The organism is Pseudomonas sp. LPB0260 (assembly GCF_013388395.1).
The window spans coordinates 3,307,021-3,324,787 of record NZ_CP058247.1; the positions used below are offsets into that span (position 1 = coordinate 3,307,021).

Below are 17,767 nucleotides of genomic sequence, written 5' to 3' on the forward strand. Positions count from 1 at the left end.
ATGAAACGCATAGCAGTTGATCTGGCCAAGTCCGTTTACCAAGTTGCCGAGAGTGTCCGTGCCGGCGTGGTGAGTCAGCGCAGGCGGCTGAGTCGTGAGGCGTTCGGGCGATATATACAGGAGCAGGCCGAGGCGGTCGAGTGGCTGATGGAGGCCTGTGGCACGGCGCACTACTGGGGGCGGTTGATGCAGGCCCGTGGGCACCGGGTGATGCTGCTGCATCCACGCTATGTGCGATCGTACCGGCGGCGTAACAAGACCGACCGCAACGACTGTGAGGCGATGCTCGAAGCGGCGCGCTGTGCCGGCCTGCATCCGGTGCCGGTGAAGAGCCACGAGCAGCAGCAACTGCAGCAGTTGCACGGCCTGCGCGAGACCTGGAAGAAGAGCCGCACCCAGCGCATCAACCTGCTGCGTGGCATCCTGCGCGAAGCGGGTATCGAGGCGCCAGCCAGCGCCGCGGCCTTCCTGCGCCGGGCCAACGAACTGATCGAGCGCCCGGAGCTGGAGCGCCTGCGCGGCCTGCTGCAGATCGTTCTGGGCGAGATCAATCTCTATCAGCAGTGCATGGCGGACTGCGAGCGGCAGCTTCAGCAATGGCATGCCGAGGATGAAATCGTGCGCAGGCTGGACGAGGTCAGCGGCATCGGCCTGCTCACCGCCAGCGCGCTGAAGACCGCGGTCGGCAATCCGCAGCGCTTCGCCAGCGGCCGCCAACTCAGTGCCTGGCTGGGCCTGACCCCACGCGAGTTCAGCAGCGGCAACCGGCGCAAGCTGGGCCATATCAGCTGCCAGGGCAACGTCTATGTGCGTACCTTGCTGGTCCACGGCTCCCGCGCCGCCTTGTTGGCGGCCCAGCGCTGCCAGGCCAATACGCCCGAGCGAATGACCGCGCTGCAGCGCTGGGCCACGCAAACGGCGGCGCGCATCGGCCACAACAAGGCGGCGGTGGCCTTGGCCAACAAACTGGTACGGATCTGCTGGGCGGTGTGGTGCCACGAACGACGTTTCAGTGGCGACTGGCAGAGCGTAAGGCCCGCCTGACGGCGGGGGTAATCAGGAGGGAATGAAGGGTTTCGGGTGGTTGTGGTGAGACGCGAGACTGTCGGAACAGGCGAGTCCTGCAGCGGAACAAGGCCGATAACAATCATGATCCACGTGATCGATTGAACGCTGGGCCCCCGCTGTGCGAACTACAGAGTGGCCAGGGCGATGCTGCCCATGACAGGCCGGATATACGAATGCAACCGCACTGACGACAGGCTTGAAAAGCGATTCCTCATCTACTTGTGGGGAGCGTCCATATACCACTTGTTAGGCTACTGATGACACTGTGTTCCTTGAAACCATCGCGTTGTCATTATATTTAATTGTCATGGACGTATTTTCGGGGTCGTAGAAATAATGAACAATTTCTTGAGCATTGAAATCATTTTTTGATAATGGGTGTATGGCAAATGGATTGTGATATACCTGTAAACCATCTAAGTGGGTTTCTTTATGCTCACTTCCGCTGCAAATATGGATGTCATGACCACAGACATCTATACCAGAGTAAAAGCGTTCAGAGAAAATGTCGTAGGTGTCGGACACTTTAGTTATAGATTTACCAATTTTCTCTAAACCCTCCTTAGCTAAGAATTCAACTATTCCCATTTTTCTGAGTCTGGTGGTTTTTACGAAACTTGCTGTGCCAGCTAAAGCTACTGCTTTTCCAAAAGTACCTGTCGTGGAAAAAATAACAGCGCTAATTTCTTTGTAACTATCATTAGTGAAAATTCCTAAAATAATGTCCGTGTCATTTTTATTTTTTATAGAAGCCACTGCAGTTTGTGGATCATTATGATTAACTGGAGGCTCTAGGCCATAAAGGACTCTATTCATGGCAGTATTGTTTTGGCTTTGTGATAGCTTACTATCAAATGGCGCAATCGCCAGGACAAAAGGGTTTCCCTTTACGTGCTCTAAAGACGAGTATGGATTTTTGTTTTTACCATTACCCAAGTAAAGTTGGTGTTTGTCACGTATTTTTCCAGATAGTTTTAGCGTGGAATCGTCGAGAAAACTTTCTTCGGGCATGCTTGACATGTCAAGTTTCAATGTTGGTAAAGTTGAAGGGTTAGATGTTACTGCTTCAACAGAAATATTCTTGTTATATTTGTTCTGCAAATTAAAGTCAGGGCTAGCCTTTGTATAGTCAATTTTAAACTCAAGCAGCTTAAATGCTTTATTAAGATAGATTTCCCAATAAGAAGAGTTGAAACTAGTCTGGAATTCATTGATAAATTTAACTGCTTCCCCTCGTCTCTCAAAAATCCCTTCACTCCATTCATTTATAATTTTATGAGTCTCGGCATACTCTGGTGCGTTCTTAATTTCTTTAAAGTACGGATGTAATTTATTTTCATCCAATACTGTTTCAAATAGATTGAAACTCAATTTCTACTCCAAGGGGCCTAACGTTTGGTTAAGGGGCGGGCTTTAGCCCGTCCCAGCGAGCGCAGCGAGCGATTTGAACCAATTGTTAGAGGCTCGGATGTGCGCATAATTTAAAGCACCGCTTTCCTGCTTGTAGCGCGTTGCGCGATTAACCTGGCGAAACGCAATAAATTTAATGTATCGATGCTGCTGACGAACCGCTGTAAACCCGAAAGTAGTGGAGCAATTTTACGAATGTACGCGGTGCAAAAACAAATAAGAAGAATACAAATGGTAACTCCGCCCTAACCAGCTTGGGGAAGTGGGGGTTTTTTTGAACAAAAAAGATGACGCTTTATCAAAACCCGAGTTCATGGCTTTGTTAGAGCTCATTAGCCGCCCCATATTATTACAATAGCCTTTTTGTTAGCGCCTGCCCTTTTTAGAAACTGAAACATTGAGTCGAAAAGCCAAAAATCTGGTGTGCAATTGACATTGTCAAGTAACTTTTCGAAATATGGTTTCGGTTTCTTTTCGAGTTCTTTAACAATTGAGGAGATCATGTCTTTGCCGATAAATACAACGTCAGGATCGTCATATTCATTTGGCTCTGCCCGTAGTTCACCTTGGAACAGTAAATTCAAGGGTTGTTCTTCGTTCTTCAAGGCTAATACCCAGGCAGGTATTGATTCTTCAGCATCACATGATTCACTATTCTGAATCTCGATTTCTCCTAAAGCATCATACCAATCACTTTTCGTTATCCTTCCTTCGAAGAACGATCGAGCTTCATCGTCAATTATGTAAAATGTTCCGAAACTCATAATTGCCTCTAACGATTAAGCTAAGGGGCAGGCTTTAGCCTGTCCCAGTGAGCGAAGCGAACGATTTGAGCGCCTTGTTAGGCGAAATAGATACGCCGATATGATTTACGGCATGTATATATTCCTTGCCTGCAGTGGAGACCAAGAGCGAGTGGCAGTTACCGCAGTAGTCATCTAGGGTTTCAGACGTAAATTCAAATAATAAAACTGCAGTGCTTAACTCAGATGTTGATAGTCCTTCAGATATAAGAATTTCTACAAAGCGCTTTTTCAAGGAATTTAGTGAAAGGCGCAATGGTGTAATTTGTAGATAACGTTCTGGACAAGGCTCTGGTGCAAGTAAGTCAATTAATATTGTTGTTTCTGCAAGCGACCTTGATGCTTGGCGTAGATGTGGATGCACGTACGACAGGCTGCTCACAGCATGATGTGCAATGCTGTGAGAGACACTACTTAGGCGTTTACTCGATGCCATGTCTGTTTTGCCTAACGATTGGCTAAGGGGCGGGCTTTAGCCCGTCCCAGTGAGCGAAGCGAACGATTTGAGCCGGTTGTTAGGCCTGGCCTGCCTGACACGGTAGTCCCACCAACGCAGAAAGAAAAGGCTGACGCCGCAAAGCGAAAGGGTGAGCACGGTAAGTTAATTGTTACGGTGTCTGGCATAAACCAATCCCCTTTAATAATGCCACTAACTATGCGACTTACTGGCGACGCGGTGTTGTGATTAAAACCAAGCGGAGATGAATTTCCGGAGGCTGCCTAACGTTTGGTTAAGGGGCGGGCTTTAGCCCGTCCCAGTGAGCGCAGCGAGCGATTTGAACCACTAGTTAGGTGTCATATACTGATGAATAATGTTGGGGCGTACGCAGACCAATACAAAGCGATTGTGCCTAGTATGCTTGTAGAGATGGCGAATAGCGATATTGGTTTTGATGAGAGTTTAATTGCAAGTGCACCAAGCGCTAAACATATGACTGGCAACGCTGCCCACCACTGAATAGTTTCGAAAACAAATTATGAGTAAGGCGTTTGCTGAACACCAAAGCCTGACCAGAGATTAGTAAAATAATTGGCTGTCTCGGGCTGGAAAAAAGCATAGATGAAGAATGATTGAGCAATTACAAATATGACTATGGTTACTGCGAGTACGAATTTCTTCACAATGATACCTAACGATTAAGCTAAGGGGCGGGCTTTAGCCCGTCCCGGCGAACGAAGTGAGCGATTTGAGCGCATTGTTATACGCAAACCACACTATTTCTTACTTTTGTTTTTGTATAATTTACGGGCGGATACTCACAGTGGTTTTGGAAGTACCACCACAGCAACTGTCCCTCGGCCTGTAAAATGCTTTCCCCGAACGTTGAGAAGTCACATGCCGAAATGCTAATGGGGCCGTAGTTTTCGATGATGTGCGAAAATTTTAGGAAATTTGCTTCTGATGTTGCATGACGTTTTGCGTGAGGATGATAGCGTTTATTGAAGCTAGATTTCGTTTGGCCGATATAAATTATGTTGCTTTCGCCTTTCAGGCGACTAACATTTTTCTCGCTGCGAAATAGGTAAACTATGTTCTTCGCTTTTCTTGCATGTTCCGAATCGTATACCTTGCGAAAGCTTGCTTCAGATACGCAAGTTATTTTCTCAGGGAAGTGGGTGAATAAACTTTCAATCGCAATATAAAAATTATTTTTGTCAATTGATGAGATGATTGTTTTGTTTGTCATTGTGGACTGGCGCTCTTCTTGATGTCTGCGAGAGTCTCTGCTTCACCGTCTTTAATCCACTCTATCGAGGCGAATGAGTCTTTAATTTTTACAATTCCGTCGCGAGAAAACTCTTGCTCATGACTGCTGCGATAGATGATTAAGCAGTCTAAGAGGCTTATCAGGAGATCTTTATAACCTGAGTTGTCTATCTTGTCTTGGCTGGGTTTGTCGAAAAAAATGTTGCAAAATCAAGCCGATTTTATTTACCAAGTGCCCCAAAAAAAACCTCGCCAGAAATTTCCATATCTGGAAGGCACTGACTGGTTAGCTGATTTAACCTCATACCCTCGAATTCTGGATCAAAAATTTCTTTCAAGATTGGCGACCTCTGCGAGGATTTGAATTTGTGTATAACGTTTGGTTAAGGGGCGGGCTTTAGCCCGTCCCAGTGAGCGCAGCGAACGGTTTGAATGCTGTAATGGACGCTCCCCGCGCCACGGTTCTATACCCACAACGGTGGTGACTGTGCATTGGGAGAGGTGTGATGAAACGCATAGCAGTTGATCTGGCCAAGTCCGTTTACCAAGTTGCCGAGAGTGTCCGTGCCGGCGTGGTGAGTCAGCGCAGGCGGCTGAGTCGTGAGGCGTTCGGGCGATATATACAGGAGCAGGCCGAGGCGGTCGAGTGGCTGATGGAGGCCTGTGGCACGGCGCACTACTGGGGGCGGCTGATGCAGGCCCGTGGGCACCGGGTGATGCTGCTGCATCCACGCTATGTGCGATCGTACCGGCGGCGTAACAAGACCGACCGCAACGACTGTGAGGCGATGCTCGAAGCGGCGCGCTGTGCCGGCCTGCATCCGGTGCCGGTGAAGAGCCACGAGCAGCAGCAACTGCAGCAGTTGCACGGCCTGCGCGAGACCTGGAAGAAGAGCCGCACCCAGCGTATCAACCTGCTGCGTGGCATCCTGCGCGAAGCGGGTATCGAGGCGCCAGCCAGCACCGCGGCCTTCCTGCGCCGGGCCAACGAACTGATCGAGCGCCCGGAGCTGGCGCGCCTGCGCGGCCTGCTGCAGATCGTCCTGGGTGAGATCAATCTCTATCAGCAGTGCATGGCGGACTGCGAGCGGCAGCTGCAGCAATGGCATGCCGAGGATGAAATCGTGCGCAGGCTGGACGAGGTCAGCGGCATCGGCCTGCTCACCGCCAGCGCCCTGAAGACCGCGGTCGGCAATCCGCAGCGCTTCGCCAGCGGCCGCCAACTCAGTGCCTGGCTGGGCCTGACCCCACGCGAGTTCAGCAGCGGCAACCGGCGCAAGCTGGGCCATATCAGCTGCCAGGGCAACGTCTATGTGCGTACCTTGCTGGTCCACGGCTCCCGCGCCGCCTTGTTGGCGGCCCAGCGCTGCCTGGCCAACACGCCGGAACGACTGACCGCATTACAGCGCTGGGCCACGCAAACGGCGGCGCGCATCGGCCACAACAAAGCGGCGGTGGCGTTGGCCAACAAACTGGTACGAATCTGCTGGGCGGTGTGGTGCCACGAACGACGTTTCAGCGGCAACTGGCAGAGCGTAAGGCCCGCCTGACGGCGGGAGTAACCAGGAGGGAATGAGGGTTTTCGGGTGGTTGTGGTGAGACGCGAGACTGTCGGAACAGGCGAGTCCTGCAGCGGAACAAGGCCGATAACAATCATGATCCACGTGATCGATTGAACGCTGGGCCCCCGCTGTGCGAACTACAGAGTGGCCAGGGCGATGCTGCCCATGACAGGCCGGATATACGAATGCAACCGCACTGACGACAGGCTTGAAAAGCGATTCCTCATCTACTTGTGGGGAGCGTCCATATACCATTTGTTAGCAGCGTAATATATGGTCGTTCGCGAATATGTGATTGTAGGAGCTAGCGCCTTTTAATAAGCGCAACCGCTGCCTCTGCGCGAAGCGCCATGCCAGCGATTTTGTGTGCCAGTTCGTTGTGCGATATGAAGAAATCGTTAGTTGCATTTAATTTTATGAACAAAGTATCCAGCTGTTCCGGTTGTAAAAGTAAGTAAGCAACTTCGTTGTTCTTTTGGGCAGACATGGCCAAAACTAGGAACTGTCCATTCTTCACCATTCTTCAATAGAAACATAGACCAACTACCTCTGGCTTTGTCTCTACCTGTCTGAATGCAAGTCGCCTGAGCTTCTGCTGTACCAGCCATTAAAAATTTGGTCGGATAGGCGGGCAACGTTGCAACCAGCATATACGTGAAGGCCCCCATTAAACAGCTGGACGCTGGAATAGCGAAGAGAGAATACAAAAACTGCTTATAGTTGCCTTCTTTGTATATGTTGGCTAGGTACCGGAAACCCGCAGGTTTTGAAGGTGTTCCTTTGTAGATGCTGCACATCAGAATAAGCGCAAAAAAAAATCAGCAATGATGAGTACGGGAGTACGACGTACTCTAAATCTGCCAAGGGCACATAAGGAGCTCGGGCTCCAAGAATTATTCCCCAAATCAGCACGCCAAATATTACCAAGATGTGTGCTGCTCTCTTTTCTATACTCATGAACTTTACTTATGGGCTCCAGCTGCTGCTAACGTTTGGTTAAGGGGCGGGCTTTAGCCCGTCCCAGTGAGCGAAGCGAACGACTTGAACCACTAGTTAGAGAACTTTCCACGTTGCTTTGGTTGTATAGCCTAAAGCAGCGGATAGTGTGAACAAGAATGAAAACTTAGCAATGCCAACTGCCGCGAAACTTAGCTGCGCCAAGCGGTCGTGTACCCCATGTGTTTGAGTAGCAAGCATTGCTATACCGATTAGGCAGTAAATTACACCGTAAATAGCGCCTGTTCCTGCACCGCTTTTGAGTGGCGTTTTACTAGAAAAATATCCTGCAACAAAACCTCCTGCCAGCCAAGGAAGGCTATAAATAGCCTCAAGCATAAGATTAAGGAATGGCCCTGAGAGTGGCTCGCCGAACACGGAAATAAGTACGAGCTTCAGGGTTTTTGCAATTAAATATGCGGCGACTGCTGCGGCTAAGCCAAGTGATATTGAGCTGCGTACCATGTTGTTCTCTAACGTTTGGTTAAGGGGCGGGCTTTAGCCCGTCCCAGTGAGCGAAGCGAGCGATTTGAACCATTTGTTAGAGGCATGGTGTTTATTCTGTGCATCTGTCAGGGTGCTTATCGCATAAGTAGCTTGTAAATTTTAAGAACTGCGACTTGTATAGGTTGTCGTTTGATAATTTGGAAAGTATTGGGTAGTAGAGATTTTGATGAATTACGACCGGGATTCCCCATATGGAATTTGGTGAGTGTGGTGCCGAGTTGAATACAATGATCATTATTATAAAAGGGCCAGCCAATAGTATGGCTGCGCATAATAATAGCGTTATCACTAGTGTTCTGGCCCTTCTGGTTGGCAGCATGGTTATGCTCTGCCTCTAACGATTAAGCTAAGGGGCCGGCTTTAGCCGGTCCCAGTGAGCGGAGCGAACGATTTGAGCGCATTGTTAGGTGCGTTATCGACGAAGCAGCGCTGTGTGATTGTGAAGATGCACGGAGTTACTCCCAAAGTTTCCAGCCAACGTATATGAAAGGAGCAGCGGCATAAAGCCCAGTAATTACAGCGGATAAGATTGATGGCCTGAATGAAGGCAAGCCACTTTTTACAAATTGCAGAAACACAATGAACGGCCAAAAAATGCAAATGGTGATTGCGACGCTGGGGCTTTTTACCAGCGGTGGGGTCAAATCAAATGCGCCGAATGTAACAGCCAGCGTGAAATAAACAATTGCTGCGAAGATAACTACCCAGCCTTGCGGCGTGGTAATTAGTGGCCCCCGAAGCAGCGCCGTTACAGATTGTGCGGAATAGTCCATAAGCACCTAACTAAAATTAGGCACCAAACGGTGCGTTTAAACGCACCATTTGGTGGATAACGTTCTGGGAGGGGGGAGCCTGAAGGGCTCTGGCGCGCGCCTTGGGCGGGGGGCGTTTGGGCGCGGGGGTGTTATGCACCATCGGGACAATTCCATTTGCGAGGGGCCGAAGAGGCGTCGAGATTAGCGCGTGCCGGGGACGGGAAACAATATGGTCGGTGATGACCAATTGGTTCTGGCAGCTGTACTGCGCGTGGGCAAATCGGCAGTTGGTAACAGGCAACGCGGCGGTATGGGCGAAGTCGATTCGGTGCGGTGGTCAGTTTTGCTGGGCGGGCGGTGCGTTAGCTGCCTGCTCGCATGTGGCGCTAACTCTAAAAAGGGGCGGCCATTGGCCGCCCTAAGGACATCCCTGGAGGGGAGGGTTCATTTGATCTGGATGCGCTCGAGCAGGTAGGCCTTGGCACTCGGGTCGCCGACCCGGGCGGCTTCGTCGGCCAGGCGCAGAGCGCGTTCCAGGTCCTTGCTGGCCAGCGCGGCGTCGATCGCCTGGCGGTAGTAGGCCTGGGTTTCCGGCAGCACCGCCGGTGCCGGCACGCTGGGCAGTTCGTTGCCCATTTCACGACCGATGCTGCGCGGCGGCACGTAGCTGTTGGCCTGCTGGCCGGCGCTGCCGTCTTCGATCAGCACCATCTTGATGACGCCCTCGGGCACGTGCAGGGCCACCGGGTCGGGGATGTTCGGCGGCTGGGTGCCGCGCGCCTTGGCATAGGCCTTGGCCGGGTGCTCCATGAGCGTCTTGCCGGCCAGCTGGGCGTCGCTGGTGTAGAGGATCAGGTAGCTTTCGTTGCCGGGGTTGTCCAGGTACAGCCGGTCGACCCGCAGCCGGGCGTCCAGGCTGTCGCCCTTGAGGCCCTGGGCGGGCACGTAGGTGAAGTCGTCGGCGCCGAGCAGGCGGGTGACGCGGAACTGGCTGTCGAGCAGCATGGCGTTGGGCGCCAGCACGGTGTCGCCGGCCTGGCTGTACAGGCGGATTTCGAAGGAGCGGCTGTTGTGCGGCAGGGCGAAGGCGCGGAAGAAGCTCTTGCCGCTGTCGAATTGAAAGGCCGGTGCGTGACGGTCGATCTGCACGCTGGCGGAAAAGTCGGGGCCGATAGGGGTATAGGGCAGCTCGCGCAGGCTGGCGCAGCAGAGCGGTGCGGCGGCCAGGGCGGCGAGGGCCGCGCCCTGGCTGGTGGCGATGGGGGCGGGCGTCTGGGCGAAGGCGTCGACCCGGCGCAGGGCGTCGTTGCTGCAGCCTGTCAGCAGCACACCGAGCAGGGCGAGGCCGGTTGTCTTGATGTACGGCATGGTTGTTCCTCTTATTGTGTTCATGCCTGCGAGTCCTGTTCACGCTGGGCCGCGCGCGATTGTGCGAGCCGCGTGGGGCGGACTCCTGGAAAAAGGGCCCCGGCCTGTTGCAGGTCCGGGGCAAAGCCATTGGAGCAGCGTTGTTGCGGATGGAACCTGCCCGGATGCAACGGGCAGTCAGCGGCTTACCACCAGGCTTCGGCCTGTACGCCGAAGGTCAGGCCGTTGTCGTCGCCCATTTCCACCGACTCGCTGGCGGCGTTGTATTTGTCGCCGTCCCACATCGCGTAGGTGGCGAACACGCGGATCTGCGGGCGCGCCCAGAAGCTGCGGCCGGCCGACCACTGCTGGGCCAGGGTGATCTTTTTCAGGTCGACGGTGTCGGCGCCGTCGGCTTGCGGGTTGACGCGGTCGTAGCCGAACTCCAGGGCGGTGCTCATGACGTTGTCCCACTTGTACACGGGGCGCACGCCGAAGGAGAACCACTGCTGCCCGGAGTCGTTGTCGAAGTCTTTGTTCTCGTAGATCTGCACGTACATCATTTCGATGTTGTCGCTCAGGCCGACCACGCCCTGGTTGACCAGGCGCTGCATGTCGCCGTTGCTGTTGCCGGTGGTGTTGCGCCCGGTGCCGCCGATGATGCCGTCGGTACCGTATTGCAGGGCCAGCTTGTTGAAGCCGCCGAACCAGTTGCCCTGGGTGTGCTCGACGGTGATCAGGTGGCCCTTCTGGTCGCGATAGCCCGGGTCCTTTTCCTGCTCGTCGGTGAGGTTGGCCTTGCCGTAGTCGTAGCCGAACTCCAGCTTGCCGTCGGTGTTGAAGTCGATGTCGTTCAGGCGCAGGTCGAGGGTGTCGTTGGCCACGTTGGTGCCGGTGCCGGCGCCGTTGTATACCCAGGTGCCATCGGTGTTGCGCATCCAGGCGATGTGGGCCTTGGCGAAGCCCAGGTCGATGTTCTCGATGCCGGCGCCGGGGCCGGAGACATCCCAGTAGTAGTAATCGTTGATGTGCACGTCGTGGCGCTGGTAGTAGCGCTTGCCCGCCCACAGGGTGGAGCCGGGCAGCATGCTGAGGACGTTCTTGCCCTGCACGTTGAACTGGCGGATCGAGCTGGTGCCGTTGGCGTAGGGGTTGTCGCCGTTGCCGCCCTTGCTGTCGGTGGCTTCCCAGTCGTTCGCCTGGTTCGACTTGTAGGCAATCATGCTGTCGACGTAGAAGCTCTGCTCGCCTTCCTTCCACACTTCCTGACCCAGGCCGATCTCGGCGTAGGTTTCGCACTCGTTGCCCAGGCGGTACTTGGCCGGCGCGCCGGCGGCCTGGAAGCACGCCTGGTCGCCGCCACCGCCGGTGGCGCCGATGCCGGAGCGCAGGTAGCCGTGGAAGTCGACGGCCATGGCCGGGCTGGCCAGCAGCAGGGCGGCGACCAGGGCGCTGGGGCGGAACAGCGGGGCAGGGTGGATCTTGTTCATCGTGGGGACCTTTTGTTGTTGTTGGATTCGAGGTGGCCGCTGGTTGGCGAAGCCGTTGCCAGGGCCGGGGCCATGGGCTGCTGCACGACCGGGTAGGGGCAGATGAACCGGTGGCGGCTGTCGGCAAGCGTCCGCCAAGGCCGGTTGGGCCACATCCTCCCGGCGATTTTTTTTCCAGGCTGAGGGGCTGGGCGTAGTGGGGCGTAGGTGCCGGGGAGGGCGGGGCGGAGGTAGCCATGGGCGGTCTACGCCTGCGGCCTACGCCGCAAAAAAACGCCGGGGGGAGGTAGGAGGCGCCGCCCAGGGACGGCAGGCTGCGACAGTCGGGTGGACCCTCGGGGCCGCCGGTCTATCCATCCGGGGGCGGCCCCCCGAAGTCGGATGCTCAGAACAATGACAACAAGGAGCTTTACGATGAACCGATACCTGCGAATCGCCGGTCTGACCCTGGCCCTGACGCCCCTGGCCTACCCCTGGGGCAACCTGCTGCACGCGGCGGACGCCAGCGGCAAGTCGCCGAACGGGGTGCGCTACCACGGCGGCGACGAGATCATCCTCCAGGGCTTTCACTGGAACGTGGTGAGAACCGCCCCCAACACCTGGTACAGCACCCTCGCCAGCAAGGCCCCGAGCATCGCCGCCGACGGTTTCACCGCGGTGTGGATGCCGGTGCCCTGGCGCGATTTCTCCAGCTGGAGCAACCCGGGCGATGGCACCTCGGGGGGCGGCGAAGGCTACTTCTGGCATGACTTCAACAAGAACGGCCGCTATGGCGGCGACAGCCAGCTCAAGCAGGCGGCCAACGCGCTGAACGGCGCCGGGGTCAAGCCGGTTTACGATGTGGTACCCAACCACATGAACCGTGGCTACCCCAACAAGGAGATCAACCTGCCGGCCGGCCAGGGCCTGTGGCGCAACGACTGCGTCGACCCCGGCAACTACCCCAACGATTGCGACGACGGCGACCGCTTCGTCGGCGGTGAGGCCGACCTCAACACCGCCCATGCGCAGAACTACGCCATGTTCCAGCAGGAGTTCAGCAACCTGCGCAGCAACTACGGCGCCGGCGGTCTGCGCTTCGACTTCGTCCGCGGCTATGCCGGCGAGCGGGTCAACAGCTGGATGAGCGCCGCCCAGGACAACGCTTTCTGCGTCGGGGAGCTGTGGAAGGCGCCGGGCGAATACCCGAGCTGGGATTGGCGCAACGGCGCCAGTTGGCAGCAGGTGATCAAGGACTGGTCCGACCGCGCCAAGTGCACGGTGTTCGACTTCGCCCTCAAGGAACGCATGCAGAACGGCAGCATCGCCGACTGGCGCCATGGCCTCAACGGCAACCCCGATGCGCGCTGGCGCGAGGTGGCGGTGACCTTTGTCGACAACCACGATACCGGCTACTCGCCCGGCCCCAACGGCGGCCAGCACCATTGGCCGCTGCCCGACGCCAAGCTCAAGCAGGCCTACGCCTATATCCTCAGCAGCCCCGGCACGCCGGTGGTGTACTGGCCGCACATGTACGACTGGGGCCATGGCGACTTTATCCGCCAGCTGATCCAGATCCGCCGCGCGGCGGGGGTCAAGGCGGCGTCGGCGATCCAGTTCCACAGCAGCTATTCGGGGCTGGTGGCCACAGTGACCGGCGAGCAGCAGCAACTGGTGATCGCCCTGGGCTCCAACCTGAGCAACCCCAACCAGGTGGCCGGCGGCAGCTTCACCCAGGCGCTGAATGTCGATAACGGCCAGGTGCGCATCTGGCGCAGCGGCAGCACCGGCGGCGGCCAGGTGAATGTCAATTTCCGCTGCGACAACGGCGTCACCCAGTTGGGCGACAGCGTCTATGCGGTCGGCAGCAGCGCCGAGCTGGGCAGCTGGAACTCGGCCAATGCCGTGCGCCTCACCGACACCAGCGCCTACCCGACGTGGAAAGGGGTGATCCGCCTGCCGGCGCAGCAGAGCCTGGAGTGGAAATGCATCATCCGCAGCGAGAGCAACCCGACCCAGGTCAAGACCTGGCAACCGGGCGCCAATAACCGCCTGACCAGCGCCGAGGGCGTAATCAGCATCGGTCGCTTCTGACGGCTATGACGGCCCTGGTGCGCATGGCGCACCCTACGTGCGTGCGCCAGCTGCTGTGGTTAAGGGTGGCCGTAGGGTGCGCCGCGCGCACCAGGTTCTATCCTGATCGAGCGATTCGTATCAGGAGACAGGGAATGTCCAACTACCGTCGTGCCCGGGAGACCGGTGCCTGCTATTTCTTCACCCTGGTGACCCATAAGCGCCAGCCTGTGCTGACCCAGCCCAGGCTGCGTGAAGCCTTGCGCCTGGCCATCGAACAGGTACGCCAGGGGCACCCCTTCAACATCCATGGTTGGGTGCTGCTGCCCGACCACCTGCACTGCCTCTGGCAACTGCCCGAAGGTGACGCCGATTTTGCTGTGCGCTGGTCGAAGATCAAGCGCCTGACCAGCCAGGCAGTGCCCGAGCTGTCGGCCAGCATCGGCTTTAGCCGCAGCCTGCGTCGTGAATCCGGACTGTGGCAGCGGCGCTTCTGGGAACACCGCATCCGCGATGAGCGGGACTATCGCCAGCATCTGGATTACCTGCACTGGAACCCGGTGCGTCATGGCCTGGTCGCGCGGGTTGGCGACTGGCCCTGGTCGAGCTACCACCGCCTGGTGCGGGATGGCGTGTATCCGGCGGATTGGGGCGGCGCCGGGGAGGTGCAGGGAGGGTTCGGCGAGTGAGCCGGTGCATCCCATTTCCGCGTGGCCGTGTAAGCCAGGTGGTGCGCGAGGCGCACCCTACGGGGGTAGAGGTGCCTGCCCGGTAGGGTGCGCCGCGCGCACCGGCATCAACCGCCGACCTGCCAGGTGCTGGCCTGCTGGCGGGCCAGGCGCAGTTGCTCGCGAAAGTCCTCGCCGGCGCCTGGCGTCTCCAGGACTTGCAGACGCCGCAGGTCTGCCTGGCGTTGGTGCAGGGCGCTTTCCAGCCAGTCGATACGGGCCAGGGTCAGCGGCGTGCAGGTCTGGCCGCCGAGGTCGTCGTGCAGGTCCAGCCAGTGGGAACGCCAGGCTTCCTCCAGGTACAGGTCTTCCAGGTCGCCCTGCAGCGCCCGTTGCCAGCCTGCGCAGATGGCCGCCAGCCAATCCAGCACCACCGGGCTGGCGCCCCGTTGCGCCAGGTCCATCTGCAGCTGCCGGTAGGTGTCCAGGGTGATCTGCTTCTCCAGGCGCAGGGCGGCCAGGGCCCGGGTTTCCGACTGTCGCTCCAGGGTCATCAGGTGGGCGAAATAGTGGCGCGTCTCGAAGCGCTCGGCGCCATGGAACTGGGGGGTAGCCGTGCCGTTGCTGTTGAAGTGCCGCAGCGGGTCGAAGCGGTACATGTAGCCGAAGTCGAACAGGCGAATCCGGCCGTCGTCGAGGATGTTGCCCGGGCACAGGTCCCACTCGAACAGGCCCTCCAGCAGCAGCGCGCGCAGGCAGTCGAACAGCTGCAACAGGCGCCGCTCCGTCCAGTCCTGCACCGGTTTCCCGGCGATCCAGGGCGACAGCAGCACACCACGGCGGTAGCTGGCGTACTGGGTGTCGACCAGGGCGGCGAAGCGCTCAAAGCCGCCGGGGCCGGCCTTTAGCCGCTGGATGTCGGCGCGGTGTTGCAGCTCGTTGAGAAAGGAGGTCTGGCCGTCGACGTTCTGCACCTTGCAGCGCTGGCGGGCGCGCTTGAGGGTCCAGTGGCGATCGCCGGCTTCGATGCGATAGACCTCGGCGGTCAGGCCGGCGCTGAAGTGCTGGCGTACCCAGGGGCTGTCGGCGTCGGTGATAACCAGTTGCTCGAGGGGCAGGGGGCAGTCGGCGGCGCTGCCGATCTCAAGTTCCGCGCCGCTGGCGGCGAAGGCCAGTTGTTGCTGGTGGCGTTGTTGTTCGGCGGTCATCTGGGCACCTGTTGCGGGAAATGGCTGGTGCGCGGGGCGCACCCTAGGGTGGTGTTGGGATTGGTGCGCATGGCGCACCCTACGGGGTGTTTTCTGTAGGGTGCGCCATGCGCACCACGGGTTTAGGGGCCCTGCACAACTACCACCTTGTCGGCGCCGAGCTGGCGGCTGAAGGCGTAGGCCTGGCCGGGCAGGCGCTGGTGGCGGCCGGCGCCGATGGCCGGGTGACGGGCGCGAAACTGTCCGAGCAGCTGCCAGTGGCGAATCAGCGCGGCGATCTCGGGCTGCTCGTGCTCGCTCCAGTTCATCGCCGAGCGGGTGCCCTGTTGCGGGTCCGAACCGCTGGGGCCGAGGCGCCGCGCGCTTTCATCGCCGTAGTAGAGCTGCACCGCGCCGGGGCTCAGCAGCAGGGCCGAGGCTAGGCCGCGCTGGCGCGCCAGGCTGTGCCCCTGACTGGCGAAGAACAGCGAGGTGTCGTGGGACGAGGCGTAGCTCATGAAGTTGTGCGCCGGGTTGTCGGACAGCAAGGCAGCGTAGTCGCGGTAGGTGCTGTCGGCCTGGGCCAGGCACTCGCTGGCCGGGCCGGCGCTGTCGTGCTGGAAGGCGAAGTTGATCAGACCGTCGAAGCCGTTGGCCTGGTAGCTGTTGGGTTGCGGGCCGTGGCCGAACACCTCGCCGACCATCCAGAACGGCGTGCCGCTCATGGGGTCGTGCGGGTTGTTGGCGGACCACTCGGCGCGCGCCTGGTCGGCGGCGCGGCGCAGTTCGGCCCAACTGGCCAAGTCGACATGCTTGACGGTGTCGGCGCGAAAGCCGTCGACGCCGAACTCGCGCACCCAGAAGCTCAGCCATTCGGCCAGGTAGTCGCGCACCCGGTAGCCTGCGCGCTCGACCGCGCGGGTCGGCTGCTTGCGTTTGAGGAAGGCGGGTAGGGCGACCGCCTGCTGGCTGTCGGTCTTGAAGTCCGGGAGGAAGGCCAGCGAGCCCTTGAGCGGGTCGGCCAGCACGCTGGGCGGGCTGTCGTAGTCGGCGATGCCGGCGCGCACCCAGTCCTTGCCCCACCAGGCGGCCCAGTTCGGGTGCTGGTAGTCGATCAGGTTGTGGTAGGCGTGCAGGTTCTCGAAGGGCTCGGGGCGCCAGGCGCTCCAGTCATTGGGCAGGAACTTGCTCATGCCGCCGCGCAGGGCGCCGAAGTCAAGCGCCTGCATGTCGGCCAGGGTCGAGTAGCCGGGATGGTTGAGCACCACGTCGAACAGCACGCGGATGCCGCGGGCGTGGGCCTGCCGGATCAGCTCGCGCAGCTCGTCCTCGCGGCCCATGTTGGCGTCCAGCTGGGTGTAGTCCAGGGCGTAATAGCCGTGATAGGCGTAGTGGCGGAAGTCGCCTTGATCGCCGCCGCCGACCCAGCCGTGGATCTGTTCATAGGGCGCGCTGAGCCACAGGGCGCTGACTCCGAGCTGCTGCAGGTAGTCGAGTTTGCCGGTCAGGCCCTTGAGGTCTCCGCCATGGAAGGTGCCGATCTCCTGCTCGCCGTCCGGCTGGCGGCCGTAGCTGCGGTCGTTGCCGGGGTCGCCGTTGGCGAAGCGGTCGGTGAGGACGAAGTAGACCGTGGCGTTGCGCCAGTCATGGGAAGCCGGCGCATCCGCTTCGGCCGCCTCCAGTAGCAACAGGCCGCCGCTCTGGGCCGAAGGCTTCAGGCTGACCCGGCCATGCTCGACCCGGGCCTGCTGGCCGCTGTAGGCGTCGCGCAGCAGCTGGCCATCGGCGAACACCCGGCTGACATCGACCTCCAGGGCTTCGCCCTGCCAGCTCGCGCAGCGGGTCGGGCGGGCGGCCTGCTTGACCGGCAGCAGGCGTAGACTCGGCGCGTCGCCGCCCTGGAACAGCAGGCGGTAGCGACCGGCAGTCGCCAGCGTCAGGCTCAAGTGGCTGTCTTCGCGCCAGGGGTGGCGCTGGTACGGCGCCAGCGCCTGGGCGGCGGCGCTGCCGGCAGGCCCTTGTAGCACCAGCAGGCCGGGGGCCAGCTCCAGTTCACTGCTGAAGCGTTGCCGGCCATCCGTCTGCCAGTCCAGCGCCACGGCTTGCTGGTCCAGCCAGGCCTGGACCGGCGGCGCGGCGAGGGCGACGCGCCCCGGCAGCAGAAGGATCGTCAACACGAACAGCCATCGATAAGGGGACACTGAGGGGCGCATG

At 58.6% G+C, this 17,767-nt stretch carries 13 protein-coding genes; 4 read left to right on the top strand and 9 right to left on the bottom strand.

The window, feature by feature from the left end:
* Positions 1 to 1,044: an IS110 family transposase gene (locus tag LPB260_RS14935; RefSeq protein WP_208709958.1), complete on the top strand. Its 1,044-nt coding sequence runs from the start codon at positions 1 to 3 to the stop codon at positions 1,042 to 1,044.
* A gap of 270 nt (positions 1,045 to 1,314) precedes the next feature.
* On the opposite strand, the gene LPB260_RS14940 is transcribed toward LPB260_RS14935, so the two are convergent.
* Both LPB260_RS14940 and LPB260_RS14945 read right to left on the bottom strand, forming a co-directional pair.
* Positions 1,315 to 2,439 carry a hypothetical protein gene (locus LPB260_RS14940; protein WP_208709960.1) on the bottom strand — a complete coding sequence of 375 codons (1,125 nt, stop codon included), beginning with the start codon at positions 2,437 to 2,439 and terminating at the stop codon, positions 1,315 to 1,317.
* A 371-nt stretch (positions 2,440 to 2,810) separates the two neighbouring features.
* Positions 2,811 to 3,242, bottom strand: coding sequence for a hypothetical protein (locus LPB260_RS14945; RefSeq protein WP_208708883.1), 432 nt, complete (start codon positions 3,240 to 3,242; stop codon positions 2,811 to 2,813).
* Between the two features lie 2,253 nt (positions 3,243 to 5,495).
* Here LPB260_RS14945 and LPB260_RS14950 point away from each other — a divergent pair.
* A complete protein-coding gene (locus LPB260_RS14950; protein ID WP_208706998.1) occupies positions 5,496 to 6,539 on the top strand; it encodes an IS110 family transposase in 1,044 nt (347 codons plus the stop codon).
* 316 nt (positions 6,540 to 6,855) lie between these two features.
* On the opposite strand, the gene LPB260_RS14955 is transcribed toward LPB260_RS14950, so the two are convergent.
* The 5 genes from LPB260_RS14955 to LPB260_RS14975 form a co-directional block, all read right to left on the bottom strand.
* Complete coding sequence (locus LPB260_RS14955; RefSeq protein WP_208706599.1) at positions 6,856 to 7,038, bottom strand: hypothetical protein; 183 nt, start codon at positions 7,036 to 7,038, stop codon at positions 6,856 to 6,858.
* Positions 7,039 to 7,604: 566 nt separating this feature from the next.
* Positions 7,605 to 8,012, bottom strand: a complete 408-nt coding sequence (locus LPB260_RS14960) for a hypothetical protein (protein ID WP_208706600.1) — start codon at positions 8,010 to 8,012, stop codon at positions 7,605 to 7,607.
* A 497-nt stretch (positions 8,013 to 8,509) separates the two neighbouring features.
* Entirely contained in the window at positions 8,510 to 8,827 is a 318-nt protein-coding gene (locus LPB260_RS14965) for a hypothetical protein (protein ID WP_208706601.1), read from the bottom strand.
* Between the two features lie 426 nt (positions 8,828 to 9,253).
* Positions 9,254 to 10,177, bottom strand: a complete 924-nt coding sequence (locus LPB260_RS14970) for a MalM family protein (RefSeq protein ID WP_208706602.1) — start codon at positions 10,175 to 10,177, stop codon at positions 9,254 to 9,256.
* Between the two features lie 185 nt (positions 10,178 to 10,362).
* A complete protein-coding gene (locus tag LPB260_RS14975; protein ID WP_208706603.1) occupies positions 10,363 to 11,646 on the bottom strand; it encodes a maltoporin in 1,284 nt (427 codons plus the stop codon).
* 414 nt (positions 11,647 to 12,060) lie between these two features.
* On the opposite strand from LPB260_RS14975, the gene LPB260_RS14980 reads away from it, so the two are divergent.
* Together LPB260_RS14980 and LPB260_RS14985 are read left to right on the top strand one after the other, a co-directional pair.
* Positions 12,061 to 13,719, top strand: coding sequence for a glucan 1,4-alpha-maltotetraohydrolase domain-containing protein (locus LPB260_RS14980; RefSeq protein WP_208706604.1), 1,659 nt, complete (start codon positions 12,061 to 12,063; stop codon positions 13,717 to 13,719).
* A 134-nt stretch (positions 13,720 to 13,853) separates the two neighbouring features.
* Positions 13,854 to 14,387, top strand: coding sequence for a transposase (locus LPB260_RS14985; protein ID WP_208706605.1), 534 nt, complete (start codon positions 13,854 to 13,856; stop codon positions 14,385 to 14,387).
* Between the two features lie 107 nt (positions 14,388 to 14,494).
* Here LPB260_RS14985 and LPB260_RS14990 read toward each other — a convergent pair whose 3' ends face one another.
* Positions 14,495 to 15,574, bottom strand: a complete 1,080-nt coding sequence (locus LPB260_RS14990) for a hypothetical protein (protein ID WP_208706606.1) — start codon at positions 15,572 to 15,574, stop codon at positions 14,495 to 14,497.
* Positions 15,575 to 15,696: 122 nt separating this feature from the next.
* Positions 15,697 to 17,730 carry an alpha-amylase gene (locus LPB260_RS14995; RefSeq protein ID WP_256625427.1) on the bottom strand — a complete coding sequence of 678 codons (2,034 nt, stop codon included), beginning with the start codon at positions 17,728 to 17,730 and terminating at the stop codon, positions 15,697 to 15,699.
* Positions 17,731 to 17,767: the final 37 nt, after the last annotated feature.